This window comes from Arthrobacter jinronghuae (assembly GCF_025244825.1).
Classification (GTDB): Bacteria; Actinomycetota; Actinomycetes; order Actinomycetales; family Micrococcaceae; genus Arthrobacter_B; species Arthrobacter_B jinronghuae.
Map to the genome: position 1 here is coordinate 3,025,921 of NZ_CP104263.1, position 16,720 is coordinate 3,042,640.

The 16,720-nt window shown below is 66.3% G+C and carries 15 protein-coding genes; 5 read left to right on the plus strand and 10 right to left on the minus strand.

All coding sequences use genetic code 11. The features are described from left to right. Window positions 1-2: 2 nt before the first annotated feature. Genes narI through N2K98_RS14220 form a run of 4 tightly spaced genes read right to left on the minus strand, consistent with a single transcriptional unit; the run spans window position 3 to window position 6,986 of the window. The gene (gene narI / locus N2K98_RS14205) at window positions 3-818 is read right to left on the minus strand and encodes a respiratory nitrate reductase subunit gamma (protein WP_255864925.1); all 816 of its coding nucleotides are present in this window, start codon (window positions 816-818) and stop codon (window positions 3-5) included. Next, complete coding sequence (gene narJ, locus N2K98_RS14210) at window positions 815-1,513, minus strand: nitrate reductase molybdenum cofactor assembly chaperone (RefSeq protein WP_255864924.1); 699 nt, start codon at window positions 1,511-1,513, stop codon at window positions 815-817. Before narJ ends, narI begins: the two co-directional genes overlap by 4 nt. Continuing rightward, on the minus strand, window positions 1,510-3,267 hold the full coding sequence (gene narH, locus N2K98_RS14215) for a nitrate reductase subunit beta (RefSeq protein WP_255864923.1): 1,758 nt from the start codon (window positions 3,265-3,267) through the stop codon (window positions 1,510-1,512). The genes narJ and narH overlap by 4 nt, the downstream gene beginning before the upstream one ends. Beyond that, complete coding sequence (locus N2K98_RS14220) at window positions 3,267-6,986, minus strand: nitrate reductase subunit alpha (protein ID WP_255864922.1); 3,720 nt, start codon at window positions 6,984-6,986, stop codon at window positions 3,267-3,269. Before N2K98_RS14220 ends, narH begins: the two co-directional genes overlap by 1 nt. A 149-nt stretch (window positions 6,987-7,135) precedes the next feature. Here N2K98_RS14220 and N2K98_RS14225 point away from each other — a divergent pair, with 149 nt between their 5' ends. Genes N2K98_RS14225 through N2K98_RS14235 form a run of 3 tightly spaced genes read left to right on the plus strand, consistent with a single transcriptional unit; the run spans window position 7,136 to window position 10,165 of the window. Continuing rightward, on the plus strand, window positions 7,136-8,089 hold the full coding sequence (locus N2K98_RS14225; protein ID WP_255864921.1) for a 1,4-dihydroxy-2-naphthoyl-CoA synthase: 954 nt from the start codon (window positions 7,136-7,138) through the stop codon (window positions 8,087-8,089). A 7-nt stretch (window positions 8,090-8,096) separates the two neighbouring features. Then, entirely contained in the window at window positions 8,097-9,233 is a 1,137-nt protein-coding gene (locus N2K98_RS14230; RefSeq protein ID WP_255796863.1) for an AMP-binding protein, read from the plus strand. A gap of 47 nt (window positions 9,234-9,280) precedes the next feature. Next, on the plus strand, window positions 9,281-10,165 hold the full coding sequence (locus N2K98_RS14235; protein WP_255796862.1) for a 1,4-dihydroxy-2-naphthoate polyprenyltransferase: 885 nt from the start codon (window positions 9,281-9,283) through the stop codon (window positions 10,163-10,165). 20 nt (window positions 10,166-10,185) lie between these two features. Here N2K98_RS14235 and N2K98_RS14240 read toward each other — a convergent pair whose 3' ends face one another. After that, window positions 10,186-10,491: a DUF4229 domain-containing protein gene (locus N2K98_RS14240; protein WP_255765024.1), complete on the minus strand. Its 306-nt coding sequence runs from the start codon at window positions 10,489-10,491 to the stop codon at window positions 10,186-10,188. Between the two features lie 84 nt (window positions 10,492-10,575). On the opposite strand from N2K98_RS14240, the gene N2K98_RS14245 reads away from it, so the two are divergent. After that, complete coding sequence (locus N2K98_RS14245) at window positions 10,576-10,947, plus strand: PLD nuclease N-terminal domain-containing protein (protein ID WP_229950268.1); 372 nt, start codon at window positions 10,576-10,578, stop codon at window positions 10,945-10,947. Window positions 10,948-10,966: 19 nt separating this feature from the next. Here N2K98_RS14245 and N2K98_RS14250 read toward each other — a convergent pair whose 3' ends face one another. Next, entirely contained in the window at window positions 10,967-11,587 is a 621-nt protein-coding gene (locus N2K98_RS14250; protein WP_255864920.1) for a CPBP family intramembrane glutamic endopeptidase, read from the minus strand. Window positions 11,588-11,725: 138 nt separating this feature from the next. On the opposite strand from N2K98_RS14250, the gene N2K98_RS14255 reads away from it, so the two are divergent. Beyond that, entirely contained in the window at window positions 11,726-12,313 is a 588-nt protein-coding gene (locus tag N2K98_RS14255) for a TetR/AcrR family transcriptional regulator (protein WP_255864919.1), read from the plus strand. 111 nt (window positions 12,314-12,424) lie between these two features. Here the strand turns inward: N2K98_RS14255 and ccsB are convergent, their stop codons facing one another. The 4 genes from ccsB to N2K98_RS14275 all read right to left on the minus strand — a co-directional run bounded on the left by ccsB (window position 12,425) and on the right by N2K98_RS14275 (window position 16,685). Continuing rightward, entirely contained in the window at window positions 12,425-13,459 is a 1,035-nt protein-coding gene (ccsB, locus tag N2K98_RS14260; RefSeq protein WP_255864918.1) for a c-type cytochrome biogenesis protein CcsB, read from the minus strand. After that, window positions 13,459-15,180 carry a cytochrome c biogenesis protein ResB gene (gene resB / locus N2K98_RS14265; protein WP_407079847.1) on the minus strand — a complete coding sequence of 574 codons (1,722 nt, stop codon included), beginning with the start codon at window positions 15,178-15,180 and terminating at the stop codon, window positions 13,459-13,461. Before resB ends, ccsB begins: the two co-directional genes overlap by 1 nt. Before the next feature lie 66 nt (window positions 15,181-15,246). After that, complete coding sequence (locus N2K98_RS14270) at window positions 15,247-16,044, minus strand: cytochrome c biogenesis CcdA family protein (protein WP_229950272.1); 798 nt, start codon at window positions 16,042-16,044, stop codon at window positions 15,247-15,249. Window positions 16,045-16,049: 5 nt separating this feature from the next. Then, window positions 16,050-16,685, minus strand: coding sequence for a TlpA family protein disulfide reductase (locus N2K98_RS14275; protein WP_370646362.1), 636 nt, complete (start codon window positions 16,683-16,685; stop codon window positions 16,050-16,052). Window positions 16,686-16,720: the final 35 nt, after the last annotated feature.

Here is a 16,720-nt window from a genome sequence, read left to right on the forward strand (position 1 = left end):
TCCTAAGGACCGCCCGGACGGTCCCGGTCGGGTGTCCCCACGGGGTCCCAGCCGCCGCGCGGCGTCCTCGAACCCGTAACCGGCCGCGGACCCCGTGAGCGGTAGACGATGTAGGGCCGGAACAGGTAGTGCACGGGCGCGGTAAACGCATGGACCAGGCGGGTGAAGGGCCAGATGGCAAAGAGCACCAGCCCGAAGACCGTGTGGATCTTGAAGGACATGGAGGCAGCCGTCATTCCCGTGATGTCGGGCTGCAGGATGAAGACAGAACGGAACCACGGCGCCACGGTGTCCCGGTAGTTGACGATGTTCGTGTCGAAAACGGAAAAGACCGTGGTCGCCAGTCCGGTCAGGATCGCCGCCAGCAGGAAGATGTACATCGCCTTGTCATTGCGGGTGGTGGCCATGAAGACCGGGCCGGTGGTCCGGCGTCGGTAAATCAACAGCACTATCCCCACCAGCGTGGCTACGCCGGCCAGGATGCCCACGCTCAGGGCGAAGAAGTGGTAGGTGTCCTCGTTGAGTCCAATGGCGTCCATCCAGGTTTTCGGAATCACCAATCCGACGAAATGCCCCACAATCACCGCCAGGATTCCGAAGTGGAAGAGCGGGGAAGCAATGCGCAGCAGCCTGGACTCGTAGAGCTGGGATGACCGGGTGGTCCAGCCGAACTGGTCATACCGGTACCTCCAGATGGAGCCGAGCACCAGGATGGCCAGCACCAGATAGGGCAGCACTCCCCACAGCATGACGTCGTCCACGCCCACCTGCACGTTCTCCGGCGGCGGCACATCCAGCGGTGCAGCTACGGCAGTCATGGGTGGCTCCTTTCGCTCACGGGCAGCAGCCGCGAGCTGTACGGCTCCAGCCCCACGGTTTCGGTGGGCGGACCGTAGCCCGCCGTACGCATCACGGCGGCCTGGGTCTCGGGTGAGACTCCGGGAAGGGTGGAACAGACCAGGGTCAAGATGCCCTCGTAGGGCAGGCCGTCGTCCCGCAGGGCCAGCCGGAGCAGTTCCACTGACGGACGGTAGCGCTGCAGCAGTTCGTACCCGTCCTCCGGGGAAACCTTCGCGGCGAATTCCAGCACCAGGGGCAGGTAGTCCGGCAGCTCGGTGCCTTCCGGCAGCACTGCGTGGGAGCGGTAGATCTCCTTGAAGGCGGCGAGCGCCTCGCCCCGGCGGCGGGTATCGCCGTCGGTCCAGTAGGTCAGGTGCAGGCTGTGCCGCCTGGACAGGTCGAATTCCTGTACATAGGCGGCCTGCACATCCGGCAGCGGCCGGGACGACAGCCAGTCGAAGAGAGGTTCCAGCTCCCCTGCCGGCACCCCGGCTTCAGCCAGGGCCGCGCGGATTCCCGGGATCAGTTCCACCAGCTGCTCGTCAGGGTATTCGAGCAGCAGGGCAGCCGCCTGCCGGATCACCCGGCTGCGGCCGGGCCGGGCATCGGCGTAGGGCTCGGGCGCGAGGGTGCCCTTCCCGGGTTTGCCGAGCAGCTTCTCCAGCAGGCTCATTTATCAGCCCTGCCTTGATCCGATGCAGGCCCGTCGCCCTCGGCCTGGTCGTATCCGGCACCCAGGCCCTCGCCGGCACCCTCATCGGGTGCGCCGCGGTTGTTGTTGGCCGGGAACAGCCCCTGCGGTGAGCCCCGTCCGTCCCAGTTGAGCAGGTTCACCCGCCCGCCCAGGTTGCCGTTGCCCGTCGGGTCCTCGCCGCGCTGCCGGGCCTGCAGGGCTTCGAAGTTCTCCACCGCCACGGGCATCGGCCGCCCGGAGGCCTCACCGAACACCCCGGTCTGTCCCATCCCGGGACCGCCCTCGACATCCAGGGAGCAGCCGATCTCCTCGAGGTTGTGCGCGTCCTCCGCGTGCGCGGCGGGAATCACATACCGCTCCTCGTACTTCGCAACGGCCATCAGCCGGTACATCGCGACGATCTGCTCGCCGGTCATGCCGACGTCGGCCGCGATCCGCTCGTCAGGCTCATCACCCAGGGTGATGTTCCGCATGTAGGCGCGCATGGCGGCAAGCTTCCGCAGCACTGCGGTGACAAGGTCGGTGTCTCCGGCGGTAAAGAGTTCGGCGAGGTATTCCACCGGAATCCGCAGGGCCTCGATGGCGCCGAAGAGATTCTCCGCTGCCTCGCCGTCGTGCCCCTGCTCCTTCAGCACGTCCACGATCGGGGACAGCGGCGGCACGTACCAGACCATCGGCATTGTCCGGTATTCGGGGTGCAGCGGCAGCGCCACCCGCATTTCCTTGGCCAGGGCGTAGACCGGCGAGCGCCGGGCGGCGTCCAGCCAGTCCTCCGGGATGCCTTCGGCCCGTGCGCCGGCAATGACCTCCGGATCGTTGGGGTCCATCATCAGGTCCAGCTGCGCCTCGTAGAGGTCCTGCTCGTTGGGCACGGAGGCAGCCTCGGTGACGCGGTCGGCGTCGTACAGGAAAATCCCGATGTACCGCAGCCGGCCCACACACGTTTCGGCACAGACCGTGGGGATGCCTACCTCGATGCGCGGATAGCAGAACGTGCACTTCTCCGCCTTGCCGGAGCGGTGGTTGAAGTACATCTTCTTGTACGGGCAGCCGGTGATGCACTGCCGCCAGCCCCGGCAGCGGTCCTGGTCCACCAGCACAATGCCGTCCTCTTCGCGCTTATAGATGGCACCGCTTGGGCAGGAGGCCATGCAGGAGGGGTTCAGGCAGTGCTCGCAGATCCTGGGCAGATAGAACATGAAGGTGGAATCGAATTCCAGCTTCACCTTCTCCTCCGCGTCCCGGCGCATTTTCTCCAGCACCGGGTCCTGCCCGCCGGTCTGCTCGGACCCGCCCAGGTTGTCGTCCCAGTTGGCCGACCAGGTGATTTTCATGTCCTGGCCGGTGATGAGGGACTTGGGTTTGGCCACGGGAAAGTCGTTGCCGGCAGGTGCGTTGATCAGGTTTTCGTAGTCGTAGGTCCAGGGTTCGTAGTAGTCGTTCAGCTCCGGCTGGACCGGGCTGGCAAAGATGCCGAAGAGTTTGGCCAGCCTCCCGCCTGCTTTGAGCTTCAGCCTGCCGCGGCTATTCAGCTCCCAGCCGCCCTTCCACCGCTCCTGGTCCTCGTACCTGCGCGGATACCCCTGCCCGGGCCGGGTTTCCACGTTGTTGAACCAGACGTATTCGGTGCCGGCCCGGTTGGTCCAGGCCTGTTTGCAGGTTACCGAGCAGGTGTGGCAGCCGATGCACTTGTCCAGCGCCATCACCATTGCTGTCTGAGCCATGATCCGCATCAGTACTGCACCTCCTGGGAACGTTTGCGCACCACGGAGACAATGTCCCGCTGGTTGCCGGTGGGACCGAGATAGTTGAAGGCCCAGGACAGCTGGGCATACCCGCCGATCATGTGGGTGGGTTTGACCAGGATCCGGGTCACGGAATTGTGGATGCCGCCGCGCCGGCCGGTGGCTTCGGACTTGGGCACGTCGATGATCCGTTCCTGCGCGTGGTAGACGTAGATGACCCCGGCCGGCATCCGGCTGCTGACAATGGCCCGGCCCACCAGCACCCCGGAGTTGGACACGCATTCCACCCACTCGTTGTCCGACACCTCGATCAGTGCGGCGTCCTCCCGGCTCATCCATACCGACGTTCCGCCGCGGGAAAGCGAGAGCATCAGCAGGTTGTCCTGGTATTCGGAATGGATGGACCACTTGTTGTGCGGAGTCAGGTAACGCACTGCCACGGAGAGCTCCCCGCGGGTGCCCAGCTGCGGTTCTCCGAACAGGCGGTGCATGTCCAGCGGCGGCCGGTAGATCGGCAGCGCCTCACCCATGTCCAGGATCCAGTCATGGTCGAGGAAAAAATGCATCCGACCGGTGAGCGTGTGGAAGGGTTTGAGCCGTTCGATGTTGATCGTGAACGGTGCATAGCGCCGGCCTCCGGTCTCGGAGCCGGACCACTCCGGGGAGGTCAGCACCGGCGTCGGCCGGTCCTGGGTGTCCCGGAAGGTGATCTGCCGGTCCTCGGCGCCCTCGGCCAGATCCGCCAGCGGCGTGCCGGTCCGTTTCTCCAGGGTGCGGAAACCCTGCAGTGCCAGTTCCCCGTTGGTGGTACCGGAAAGCAGCAGGATCGCTTCGGCCATGCGGGCATCGGTGTCCACCGCAGGGCGGCCCGCCGCCGCACCCCGGTCAAAAACGCCGTGCTTGCGGGCCAGCTGCGCCAGGGGCCGGGACACGTCGTACTTCACGAACTTGGTGGTGAATCCCAGTTTGTCCGCCAGCGGTCCGACGGCGGCGAACTTCTCGGCGATGGCCGTATAGTCCCGCTCCACCACGGCGAGGGAGGGCAGGTTCTTTCCAGGGACCGCCGGGATATCCGTGCCCTTCCAATCCGGGGCGTGCCCGCCGGGCTGCGCGATTTCCCCGGGCGTGTCATGCGTGAGCGCGGTGGCTACGAGGTCCCTGCGCACTCCGAGGTGCGTCTCGGCCTGCCGGGAGAACTCCTCCGAGAGCAGGCGGAACAGGTCGTAATCCGTCTTCGCTTCCCACGGCGGCGGAATCGCAGAGGTAAAGGCGTGCACATAGGGGTGCATGTCTGTGGAGGACAGGTCGTATTTCTCGTACCAGGTGGCAGCGGGAAACACGACGTCGGACAGCAGCGTGGAGCTCGTCATCCGGAAGTCGGCGGAGACGAGCAGATCGAGCTTGCCCTGCGGCGCGTCTTCACGCCAGACGACGTCGCGTGGCCGGGACTCGCTGTGATCCGCGCCCATAACGTTGTTCAGCGTGCCCAGCAGGTGTTTCTGGAAATACTCCTCCCCCTTGGCCGAGGAGCCCAACAGGTTCGACCGCCACAGGATCAGCGTCCGCGGCCAGTTTTCCGGGGCGTCAACGTCCTCCACCGCGAACCGCAGCCGCCCGTCTTTGAGTTGCTGCGCCACCCACCCCGCCTCGTCGCTCGCCTCGCCCCGGGCCACCCCTGCGGCCGCGTCGTCGGCAACATCCAGGGAGTTCTTTGCATCGAACTGGGGGAAGAAAGGCATCCAGCCCATCCGGGTGGACTTCGCGATGACATCGGCAGTGTGCAGCCCGCGCAGGTGTCCGGTGGCCAACGGCGACTGCATCGAATCGGAGGAATAGCCGTCCGAACGGAACTGGTCGGTATGCATGTACCAGAACGCGGTGCCGATCATGAAGCGCGGCGGCCGGTTCCAGTCCCCGGCCGAAGCCATGGCTGCCCAGCCGGTGATGGGCCGGCACTTTTCCTGGCCCACGTAGTGGGCCCACCCGCCGCCGTTGCGGCCCTGGCAGCCGCAGAGCATCAGCATCGCCAGGATGGCCCGGTAGGTCACGTCCCCGTGGTACCACTGGCAGATGCCGGCGCCGAGGATGATCATGGACCGGCCGTTCGATTTCTCCGCGTTGGCTGCGAAGTCCCGGGCCGTGCGGATCACGGCTTCGGGAGTCACATTCGTGATCTCGTGCTGCCACGCCGGAGTGTAGGGGGTGCCGGCGTCGTCGTACCCGGCCGCCCAGTCCCCCGGCAGCCCGTTCCGCCCGAGCCCGTACTGGGCGAGCATCAAATCGAACACCGTGGTCACGGTTTTCCCCGCCACCGTGGTCACCGGCACGCCGCGGCGCAGGACGGAGCCCGTGCCGCCGGGCTCGGTGAAGGCAGGCAGGTCCACCCGGCTGATCCCCTGCCGGACGGTAGCGGCATCCGCGATGGACAGTGCAGGCACCACCCCCTGCAGGTCCAGGTTCCACTTGCCGGCGTCGGCCTCGTTGTACCGGAATCCCACGGATCCGTTGGGCACTACCGGGGTGCCGGCGCCGCGGTCCAGCAGGACCGTCTTGAACGCGGAGTCGGAGGCCTTGGCTTCACGGCGCCCCAGGTCTGCGGAGGTGAGGAACTTCCCCGGCACCACGGTGCCGTCATCCCGCTCCTCGAGCGTGACGAGGAACGGCAGGTCGGTGTACTGCAGCACATAGCCCTCGAAAAACGGCACGCGCCGGTCAACGAAGTTTTCCTTGAGAATCACGTGTCCCATGGCCATGGCAAGCGCCCCGTCGGAGCCGGCGGCGGCAGGCAGCCATTCGTCCGCGAACTTCGTGTTGTCCGCATAGTCCGGGCTAACGGAGACCACCTTGGTCCCGCGGTAGCGCCCTTCCACCATCCAGTGCGCATCCGGCGTGCGGGTCACCGGGATGTTGGAGCCCCACATCATCAGGTAGGTGGCATCCCACCAGTCTCCGGATTCGGGGACGTCCGTCTGGTCGCCGAACACCTGCGGGCTGGCCACGGGAAGGTCCGCGTACCAGTCGTAGAAGCTGTTCATCACCCCGCCGATGAGGTTGATGAACCGGGCTCCGGCCGCGTGCGACACCATGGACATGGCCGGAATCGGCGAAAAGCCCGTGCAGCGGTCCGGGCCGTAGTTCTTGATCGTCGAAATGTGCGCCGCGGCCGTCATCTCCAGGGCTTCGGCCCAGCTGGAGCGCACCAGCCCGCCCTTGCCACGGGCCTGCTGGTACGTACGGCGGCGCTGCGGGTCGCGAACAATCTCCTCCCAGGCCAGCACCGGGTCTCCCGTACGCCGCCTGGCTTCCCGGTACATCTCCAGCAGCACCCCGCGGATATAGGGGAACCGGACCCGGGTGGGGGAATAGGTGTACCAGGAAAAGGCCGCACCGCGGGGGCAGCCGCGGGGCTCATACTCGGGCCGATCCGGCCCCACCGAGGGATAGTCGGTTTCTTGTGCCTCCCAGGTGATGATCCCGTCCTTGACGTACACCTTCCACGAACAGGACCCCGTGCAGTTCACGCCGTGGGTAGAGCGCACCACCTTGTCGTGGCTCCACCGGTTCCGGTAGAAGGCGTCTCCCTCGCGGCCGCCTTCCCGGAACACGGCCCGGCCGTCACCCGTTTCATCCCACCGGGTGAAGAACCTGCCGAGAGCGAGCATTGCATCGGATGCGGGGCCATCGATCCCCGAAACGGAGCCAGCCATACATCCAAGCTTGGGGCAGGGCGCCCGGACCCGACAGGGGTAAGCGGAGAACTGCCTCCGGAGCGGGGAACACCGGCGCACGGGCAGCGGCTTACCGCACCGAAGGCCCGCCGTCCGGCGGTTTTGCCCACGGGCGATAAACTCGGTTTGTGAGCACAGAACTTCCAGCACAGGTGTCCGATATCTTCGACCCGCAGCAGTGGCGTCTCGTTTCCGGGTTCGAGGACCTGCAGGACATGACGTACCACCGCCAGGTGGAGCGCGACGCCGACGGCGCAGTCGTGCGGGACCTGCCGACCGTGCGCATCGCCTTCAACCGGCCGGAGGTTCGCAACGCCTTCCGCCCCGGTACCGTTGACGAACTGTACCGGGCCATGGACCATGCCCGGATGACACCCGACGTTGCAACCGTCCTGCTCACCGGCAACGGCCCCTCCCCCAAGGACGGCGGGCACTCGTTCTGCTCCGGCGGGGACCAGCGGATCCGCGGCCGCGACGGCTACCGGTACGCCGAGGGGGAGACCAAGGAAACCATCGACCCGGCACGCGCCGGCCGGCTGCACATCCTGGAAGTGCAGCGCCTGATGCGCACCATGCCCAAGGTGGTTATCAGTGTCGTCAACGGCTGGGCCGCGGGCGGCGGGCACAGCCTGCACGTGGTCTCGGACCTGACCATCGCCTCGCGCCAGCACGGCAAGTTCAAGCAGACCGATGCAACCGTGGGCAGCTTCGACGCCGGCTACGGCTCGGCTCTGCTGGCCCGGCAGATCGGCCAGAAAAAGGCCCGCGAGATCTTCTTCCTGGCCCGGGAGTACTCCGCCGAGGACATGGTCGCCATGGGTGCGGTCAACGAAGCCGTGGACCACGAAGACCTGGAAAAGGTCGCCCTGGAATACGCCGCAGACATTGCCCGTCAGTCGCCGCAGGCCATCCGGATGCTCAAGTTCGCCTTCAACCTGGCCGACGACGGCCTGGCCGGACAGCAGGTCTTTGCCGGCGAGGCGACGCGGCTGGCCTACATGACGGACGAGGCGGTGGAGGGCAAGGAGGCCTTCCTTGCCAAACGGAACCCGGACTGGTCCTCGTTCCCCTACTACTTCTAGGACCTCCTTGGAACTGCTCCCAGTCCTGATCACCCCCGGCTTCGACGCCGGCATGCTGCTCTCCCCGCTGGCCGATGCGCTGGCCGGAGAGGGCCCCGCGGTGGCCCCGCACACCGACCCGGCCCAGGCCTTCACCGGTGAACTGCCCAATGACGACATTGCCCTGGTGGTCAGCACCTCCGGCTCCACCGGCACCCCGAAGCAGACCATGCTCAGCACGGACGCGCTGGCTGCATCCTCGATGGCCACCGCCTTGGCCCTGAAGGCGGACGGCCAGTGGCTGGCTGCCCTGCCGGTCAACTACATTGCCGGCATCCAGGTCCTGGTCCGCTCCCTGTACGCCGGGACGCAGCCGGTCTTCATGGACCTGTCCGTGCCGTTCAGCGCCGAGGTGTTCACCCGGGCCGCGGAGGACATGACGGACCGCAACCGCTTCACCTCGCTGGTGCCCACCCAGCTCCACCGCCTGCTGCAGGATCCGGCGCCGGAAACCCTGCGCGTGCTGCGCCGGTTCAACGCCATCCTGCTCGGCGGCGCACCGGCCGGAGCTCCCCTGCTGGAAAAGGCCCGCGGCTACGGGCTGAACGTGGTGACCACCTACGGCATGAGCGAGACATGCGGCGGCTGCGTCTACGACGGCGTGCCGCTGCCCGGCGTCGACGTCATCCGGTGGGAGGGGCGCCTGTGGATTGCCGGTGACGTCCTGGCGGACGGGTACATGGGCCGGCCGGACCTGACCGAGGACCGTTTCCGGTTCAACTCCGGACGCCGCTGGTTCCGCACGGATGACACCGGCACGGTGGACGACGCCGGCAAGGTCACCGTCTCGGGCCGGCTGGACGACGTGATTGTCAGCGGCGGGATCAAGATCTCCGCGCAGGCCGTGGCCGAAGCCGTGGAGACGGTGGACGGCGTCGATCAGGCCTTTGTGCTGGGCCTGGATGACGCCGAATGGGGCTCCCGGGTGGGTGCCGCCGTCGTGGGCAGCGTGGACCCCGAACTGGTCCGCGACGCCGTCCGCTCCCGGCTGGGCGCCGCTGCGGTCCCGAAGGTGGTCCTGCTGCTTGAATCCCTGCCCTTGCTGCCCAACGGCAAGGCGGACCGGATGACGCTGCTGCGGCTCCTGGCCGCCGCGCGGCACTGACCCGCCTTTACGCACCTGTCTCAACTCAAGAACTAAGGAAAAACACCGTGGCTACAGCCGCCCAATGGTTAGAAGGCGCCCGCCCCAGGACGCTGCCGATGGCAATCGCGCCGGTCATCATCGGATCCGCCGCCGCGTACGACCTCGGGGGGTTCTCTCCCGTCCGCGCCGTCCTGGCCGCCCTGATCGCCGTGCTGCTGCAGGTGGGCGTGAACTACGCGAACGACTATTCCGACGGAATCCGCGGCACGGATGACAACCGGGTGGGCCCGCTGCGGCTGACCGGTTCCCGGCTGGCCTCCCCGAAGCAGGTCAAGTACACGGCCTTCGGGTGCTTTGCCGCCGCCATGCTGGCGGGAGTGGCCCTCGTGGTCCTGGCCGGCACCCCGTACCTGATCCTCGTGGGCATCGGCTGCGTCGCCGCGGCCTGGGGGTACACCGGCGGGAAGAACCCCTACGGTTACCGGGGGCTGGGCGATATTTTCGTCTTTGTGTTCTTCGGGCTCGTCGCCACCCTCGGCACCACATACACGCAGGCACTGGAAATCAACACCGCCGCGGTGCTGGGCGCCATCGGTACCGGCCTGATCGCGATGGCCCTGCTGATGGCCAACAACGTCCGGGACATCCCCACGGACCGGGTGGCCGGCAAGCGGACCCTCGCCGTGCGGCTGGGTGACGGCGCGGCCCGGATCAGCTACGTGATGATGCTGGCCCTGGCCCTGCTGCTGCCGCTCTTCATCGCGGGCAGCTACCCGTGGATCCTGCTGGTGCTGCTGCTCATTCCGGCGTGCATCCTGCCCTGCGGGCTGATGCTCACCGGCAAGAAGGGTTCCAGCCTGATCCCGGTCCTGAAACACACCGGGCTGATCAACCTCGGCTTCAGCGTGCTCTACGGCGCCGGGCTCGTCCTCACGCGCCTGCTGGCCTAGGCTTACCGCGTCGCGGCAGGCTAGGCGTCGCGGCGGCGGTCGTTGTCGATCTGCACGTCCGGGTTCTCGGCCACCAAGGTGTCCTCTGCCGCGGAATCATCCAGTTCCCCGCGGTTGCGCTTGGGCGCACGTTCCTCGGTGAAGCGCCGCTGCACGGTGCGGGCCGCCTCGTCCCGCATATCGCGGGCAAACAGGTAGGTCACGCACCAGGCCAGCACGGCGGCAGCAAGTGCCGAAAGCAGGAGGCCGAGTTGCAGCACCATGCAGATTACGAAGAAGACGGCCACCAAACCCAGGCGGAGAGCAGTAAATTTCCAGAAAGCCACGCCTTCATTCTAGGCGCTCGGCGTCCTTAGCGTTCCTTCCGTCCACCCGGCGCCACGGACCGTGCCCTCCACTACAATGGCCGTATGCCCCGTCTTGTCTTGTTCGGCGTCATCATCGTCGCTGCCGTGATCATTTACGCCGCCATTGACTGCCTCATGTCCCGGGCAAACGAGGTGCGCAGCATTTCCAAGGTGTCCTGGATGTTCACCATCGTCCTGATTCCGGTCCTGGGCGCAGTGCTCTGGTTCCTGTTCGGCCGTCCCTCCGCAGGCCCCGGGCCGCGCGAGCCCCGGCGCCCCTCGGCGCCCGACGACGATCCCGAGTTCCTGCGCAATCTCGAGGTCCGGCGCCGCCAGGCTCAGAAGGAAGCCGAGCTCCGGGCCCGGGAGGCCGAGTTGAGGGCCAAGGAAGAAGGCAGGAATAAACAGAACGACGACGGCAAGCCCGGCGCCTAGCTCCCCGGCTGCCCGGAATTCACCCTCCGACGTGAGCGGCGATCGTCGGTATGAGGATCGGCAGGTTGATGCCTAGATGAAGCAGCATGCACGCCGGCAGGTTTTGGGTTTTCGCGTAGAGCACATAGATCACAACGGCTCCCACGCCCGCTGTCCAGAGCCACTGCACGCCGAAGAAGAATATGTGCGGCGCAATGAAAAGTGGAACGGTCAGCGCGTAGGCGAGCCAACGCCTGCCGGTGAGTTCGCTGAGGCGTTCGATCGGATAGCCCCGGTAAAGGATCTCTTCGAATACCGCCGCTGACACGATCATGCCCAGGACAGCTGTGACAGGCAGTGCGGCGATAACGGCAGTACCCGTGTCTGCCGTTGGGGGAAGCACCGCACGGATCAGCCATTGCCAGGCCATATACACGCCAAAAAGGTAAAGCGCCCACTCCAGGTCCTTTCCCTGTGGTTTCCGCATACCGATGGATGCCGGCCGGCGGCGCTCGACGGCGGCGACGTAGACAGCAAGGCCCCCGACGGCAAGCGCATTCCAAAAGATCGACGATGCAGGGCCGGGTAACCCCGGAGCGATTCCCGCCGCACCCGGGATCCGCGGCAGCCACATGGGTGAGTACGCGATGGCGATACCCACCGCCACTATCTGCCAACCCCGTCGCGGGCGCCGGGCAGCGCGCCAGTCCGGGCGGCTGTGAAACAGGCCGAATCTCTGCTGAAGGTTCATAGAGTCGCCACTCTAGAGCAGCGACTCGGGGAATGCTACGCTTGGGGCGTGTCCCGCTTCGTTGATCCCCAAAAATACGCGTTACGGCGAGCGAGTATCGTCACAGCGGCGTCCACCGAGTTCGCGGTACATGGCTTCAGCCGGGCAACCACTGCGGGAATCTGCCGTGCAGCAGGGATTTCATCGGGAACGTTCTTCCACTATTTCCCCACCAAGCTCGAGGTTCTTCTGGCCGTCCTCGAGGACGGCCTCGACGAGCTACGCGCACGTCTCGCCCGCATAGAGGAGTTGGCGTCCGGGCTTGCTGCCCTGCTGAGCTATGCCGCCTCCTCCGAGGCCGAGATGTCCGATGCCTCCTATCCGGTCTTCGTTTCCGGCCTCGCAGGAGTGGAGGCAGACCCAGCAGTCGCTGCTGCCCTCGCCGCTGAAGCCGAACTCGTTGCCGGGTTCCTTACCCGGCAGGTGGAGAACGGGCAGCGCAGCGGAGAGATCGACAGCTCTGTCCCGGCACCACAGCTGGCCACCTGGGTCGCCTGGTTGCTCGACGGCGCCGCGCAGGCCACTGCTGCGGGGCACGCGCCACTGAAGTCGCAGGTCCAGGAAGCGATCCGTACCCTCCTCACCGTGCCGCGCTGATTCCGCCGCCTGGCCTAATACCGGTGCCGCCGACGAACTCCCGGCGTCGACGTACGAACAGACAAAAAGGCCCGCCCCGGTATTTTCCGGGGCGGGCCGTTTCGCGAAGCGTCAGACCCCGGAGTAGCTGTGCAGTCCGGAGAAGAACATGTTGACGATCGTGAAGTTGAAGACCACGCACAGGTAGCCGACGATCGACAGCCAGGCGGAACGGGTTCCGGTCCAGCCGCGGGTGGCACGGGCGTGCAGGTAACCGGCGTAGACCACCCAGATCACGAAGGTCCAAACTTCCTTGGTGTCCCAGCCCCAGTACCGGCCCCACGCCTGTTCGGCCCAGATGGCGCCGGCCATGAGGGTGAAGGTCCACAGCACGAATGCCACTGCGTTGATGCGGTAGGACAGGTTTTCCAGGCTCTGCGCGGAAGGCACGATGCGCATGAACGGCAGCCGTTCCTTGCGTCCGGAGCGGATCCGAGTTTCCCGGTCCGCCTGCAGGAGCTGCAGGACGGACATGGCGAACGTCAGCGTGAACAGTGCTGAGGCGATCACGGCAACCGAAACGTGGATGATCAGCCAATAGCTCTGCAGCGCGGGAACCAGGTGTGCCACCGGCGTCGGGAATCCGATGGTGGCAGCCATCATCATGACGAGCACCAGGCCCACCACCACGGTGCCGAGGAAGCGCAGGTCCCGGCGGGTCAGCACCAGCAGGAACACCACGGCCACGACCAGGGCGCCCGTGGTGCAGAACTCGTACATGTTGCCCCAAGGCACCCGGTGCGCGGCCATGCCGCGGGTGACGACGCCGGCCGCATGCACGGCTGCGGCCAGCACGGTCAGGGCCACGCCTACCCGTGCTGCGTTGCGCCGCGGACCGGTGTAGCCCATGGCGCTGTCGGCGGTCTGCGCCTCGCGGCTGCCGTCGGCATCCCAGTCCCGGGCGGAGCCGTTGCCGGAGCCGGAGCCGGCGGGAACGGTTTCACGCACGGCGGTTTTCTGTTCCAGCCGGCTCTCCACCGCCCGGATGGTCTTGCTGCTTTTCGCCAGGTCCCACGCGAACGCCAGGAAGGCGACCGTGTAGGCGAATGCCGCCAGCAGCATAAAGCGCTCGCTGTATAGGGCGAGGGTGTAATCGATGGAGGGCATTACTGGTCCTTACCTGATTCTTCTGCGGCATTGCTGTCCGCCGTTGCGTTTGCAGAGACGGTGGCCCGTCCAACATTCTTTCCTTCTGCGTCCTGCTGTGCCAACCACTTCTCAGCGAACAGGCTGCGGAGCGCAGCTGCTTCACTGGTCAGCCGGGGATCTTCGCCCCGGGCCAGCAGCCCGTATTCGACCATGACCCGTCCGTCGGGATGCTGGCCTGCCCGGACCCACACCCGCCGGCGTGCCAGGAACAGCGAGGCAGCCAGACCCGACAGGGAGAGCACGGCGAACACGAGGACACCGGTCTTTCCCGGATCGTAGTGGATGTCCAGCGCCGCGTAGCGCTTGAGGTCGCTGAAGGTGATGGACCCCTTGCCGTCGGGGAGCTCGTAGGTCTGGTTGGCACCCAGCACGATGCCGCCGGCATCGAGGTCGCGGTTGTTCAGCGGGGTCAGGTCTTCGGTTTCCAGCACGTAGACATTGGAGGGCACGCCTTCGTCCAGTCCCAGGTCCCCGTAGTAGGAGTTGAGGTTCAGCTGGGGGTTGATCGGATCGGGGTCACCGGAGTAGCTGACACCGGCGTCGTCGATCATGGCGGTGGGCAGGAAGAACCCGACGAAGCCCAGCTGGTCAGGCTTGGCGTCCGGGGCCTTGATCACGGCAAGGGAGGTGTACATGGCATCCGTGGGCACCGCGACAACCGGGCCTTCCAGCGCCACATTGCCCTCGCCGTCGCGCACCGTCACTACCGGGGCGTAGCCGTTGCCCACCAGGTACACCCGGGTGCCGCCCAGCGTCAGGGGCGAGTTGACCTTCAGCACCTGTTCCTCGGCCTCGGCCTCGGGGTCTTCCTTCACCGTCACGTTGGCGGTGAAGTCCAGGGGCTGTCCGTAGTGGGTCTCGGATTCACGGTCGAATTCGATCTCGAAGTCGTCCAGCGTCAGCGAGTACGGGCTCAGCTGGTCTTCGGTGAAGTTGGAGCCGGGCGTGAAGGTGTCGTAGCTGACCAGGGTGTTGACGAAGGACTCGCCCTCCACCACGATCTTCTGCCCGCTGTAGCCAAACAACCCGCCCACAGCCACGCAGGCCAGGACGCCGATCAGGCTGGTGTGGAACACCAGGTTGCCCACTTCCTTGGCGAATCCGCGCTCGGCTCCGACGGAGGGCCGGTCGGTGCCCTCATCCCGGATGTCCACGCGGTAGCCGCGGCGGCGCAGGATCTTTGCGGCGTCCCGCACGGCTTCGGCCGGGGAAAGCGACATGGATGCCGGCACGGTGAGCGTGCCGTACTCGGGCATCCGGGAAAGCCGGCTCGGCGTACGCGGGGGCTTGGAGCGCATGGCCTTGAAGTGGGCCTTGGCCCGGGGAATCACGCAGCCGATCAGCGAGATGAACAGCAGCAGGTAGATCGCCGAGAACCAGACGGAGGAATACACGTCGAAAAGCTGGAAGCGGTCCAGCCAGGGCCCGGTTTCGGGATTGTCCTTGATGTACTGCGTGACCACCGAGGGATCGGCGGGGCGCTGCGGAAACAGTGAACCGGGCACGGCGGCGACGGCGAGCAGCAGCAGCAGGAACAGCGCCGTCTTCATGCTGGTCAGCTGGTTCCAGGCCCAGCGCAGCGTGCCGAGCAGCCCGAGGGCGGGCAGCGCGACGTCGTCCCGGCGTCCCTTGTCGGGGCGGGGCTTGGACGGGCGGGGCGTTGTTGCTTTGTCTGTCACGTCATCCGGTCCCGGGGTCAAGGTGTTCTCATTGGTCGTCTGTTCTCAGAATTCGTTGATTTGGCATCAGATCGGCAGGGTCACGTTACCCAACCAACCTTGGAGCTGGTTGATCCACAGGTTCCAGACTCCGCTGACCATCAGCAGGCCCAGGGCAATCAGCATGCCGCCGCCGAAACGCTGCAGGGCCAGCCGGTGGCGGCGGAAGATGCCAAGGGCACCCATTCCGCGGCGGAACCCGACGGCGATGAGCAGGAACGGCAGCCCCAGCCCGAGGCAGTACACAAAGGTCAGCAGCGCTCCCTTTGCGGCGCTGGCGTCGCTGCCGGAGAAGGAAAGCAGCTGGACCGCTGAAAGCGTGGGACCGATGCACGGCGCCCAGCCCAGGCCGAAGGTGATGCCGAGCACCGGAGCTCCCCAGAGTCCGGCGGGAGGCTTGGCTTCGATCTTGCGGTCACGCTGGAACCAGCTCATGCCCCCCATGAAAACAATGCCCAGCAGAATCACGACGAGGCCGAGGACCTGCGAGATCCAGGCCTGTTCGGAGCCTTTCAGCCACGCACCCAACTGTCCGATTCCGGCACCCAGGGCCACGAAGACCACGGAGAAACCGAGCACGAACAATCCGATCCCGGCGAACATCCGGCCCCGCCGCTGCTTCTGCAGGTCAACGCCGGTCAACCCCGTGACATAACCGAGGTAGCCCGGAACCAGGGGCAGCACGCATGGGGAAAGGAAGGATACGAGGCCGGCGAGGGCAGCCACGGGGATGGCCAGCAGTACGGAGCCGTTCAGTACGGTGTCGGCAAAGGTATTGGCGGTGGACTCGGCCACCGGGGCCACGACGGCGGGAAGGAAGGACACTGTCCCTACGCTGCCAGCGAGTCGCTGATCAGGGCCTTCAGGGTGCCCTTGTCGGCCAGTCCGAGGATGCGGGCGGCCACGCGGCCCTGCCGGTCCAGCACCAGCGTGGTGGGCACGGCAGACGGTGGAACGAAGTTGGTCATGGCCAGCAGCACGCCGCCGTCCTTGTCCCTGAAGCTGGGGTAGGGAATGTTGAAGTTGCGCTCAAACGCTTCCGCGGTGGCCTTCTCGTCCCGGATGTTCACGCCGTAGAAGCGGGCACCGGCACCTGCGAACTCATTGTGCAGCTCCACCAGGTCCGGGGCTTCCTTCCGGCACGGAGCGCAGGCGGCGTACCAGAAGTTGAGCACGACGACGTCGCCCGCCCAGTCAGCAGAGGATACCTCGGTGCCGTCAAACAGGGTTCCAGTGAGCTGCACTGCTTCGCCGCGGTCTGCTGCGTCGTACTCAGTGACGGAGCCGTCGCCGGCAATGTAGTTCTTGTTGTCTCCTGCGTTGGCCTGCTCGGCCAGGGGATCATCCGTGGAACAGCCGGCGGCAGCTGCGGCAAAGGGGACGGCGAGGGCCAGCCCGGCACCGAGCCGAAGGAAGGAGCGGCGCCCGAGGGCTTCCGGCTCAGCAGGGCGTGTGCGGTTCTTCAAGGATTTCCAGCTTTCATCGCGGCAGGGAGGAGCCA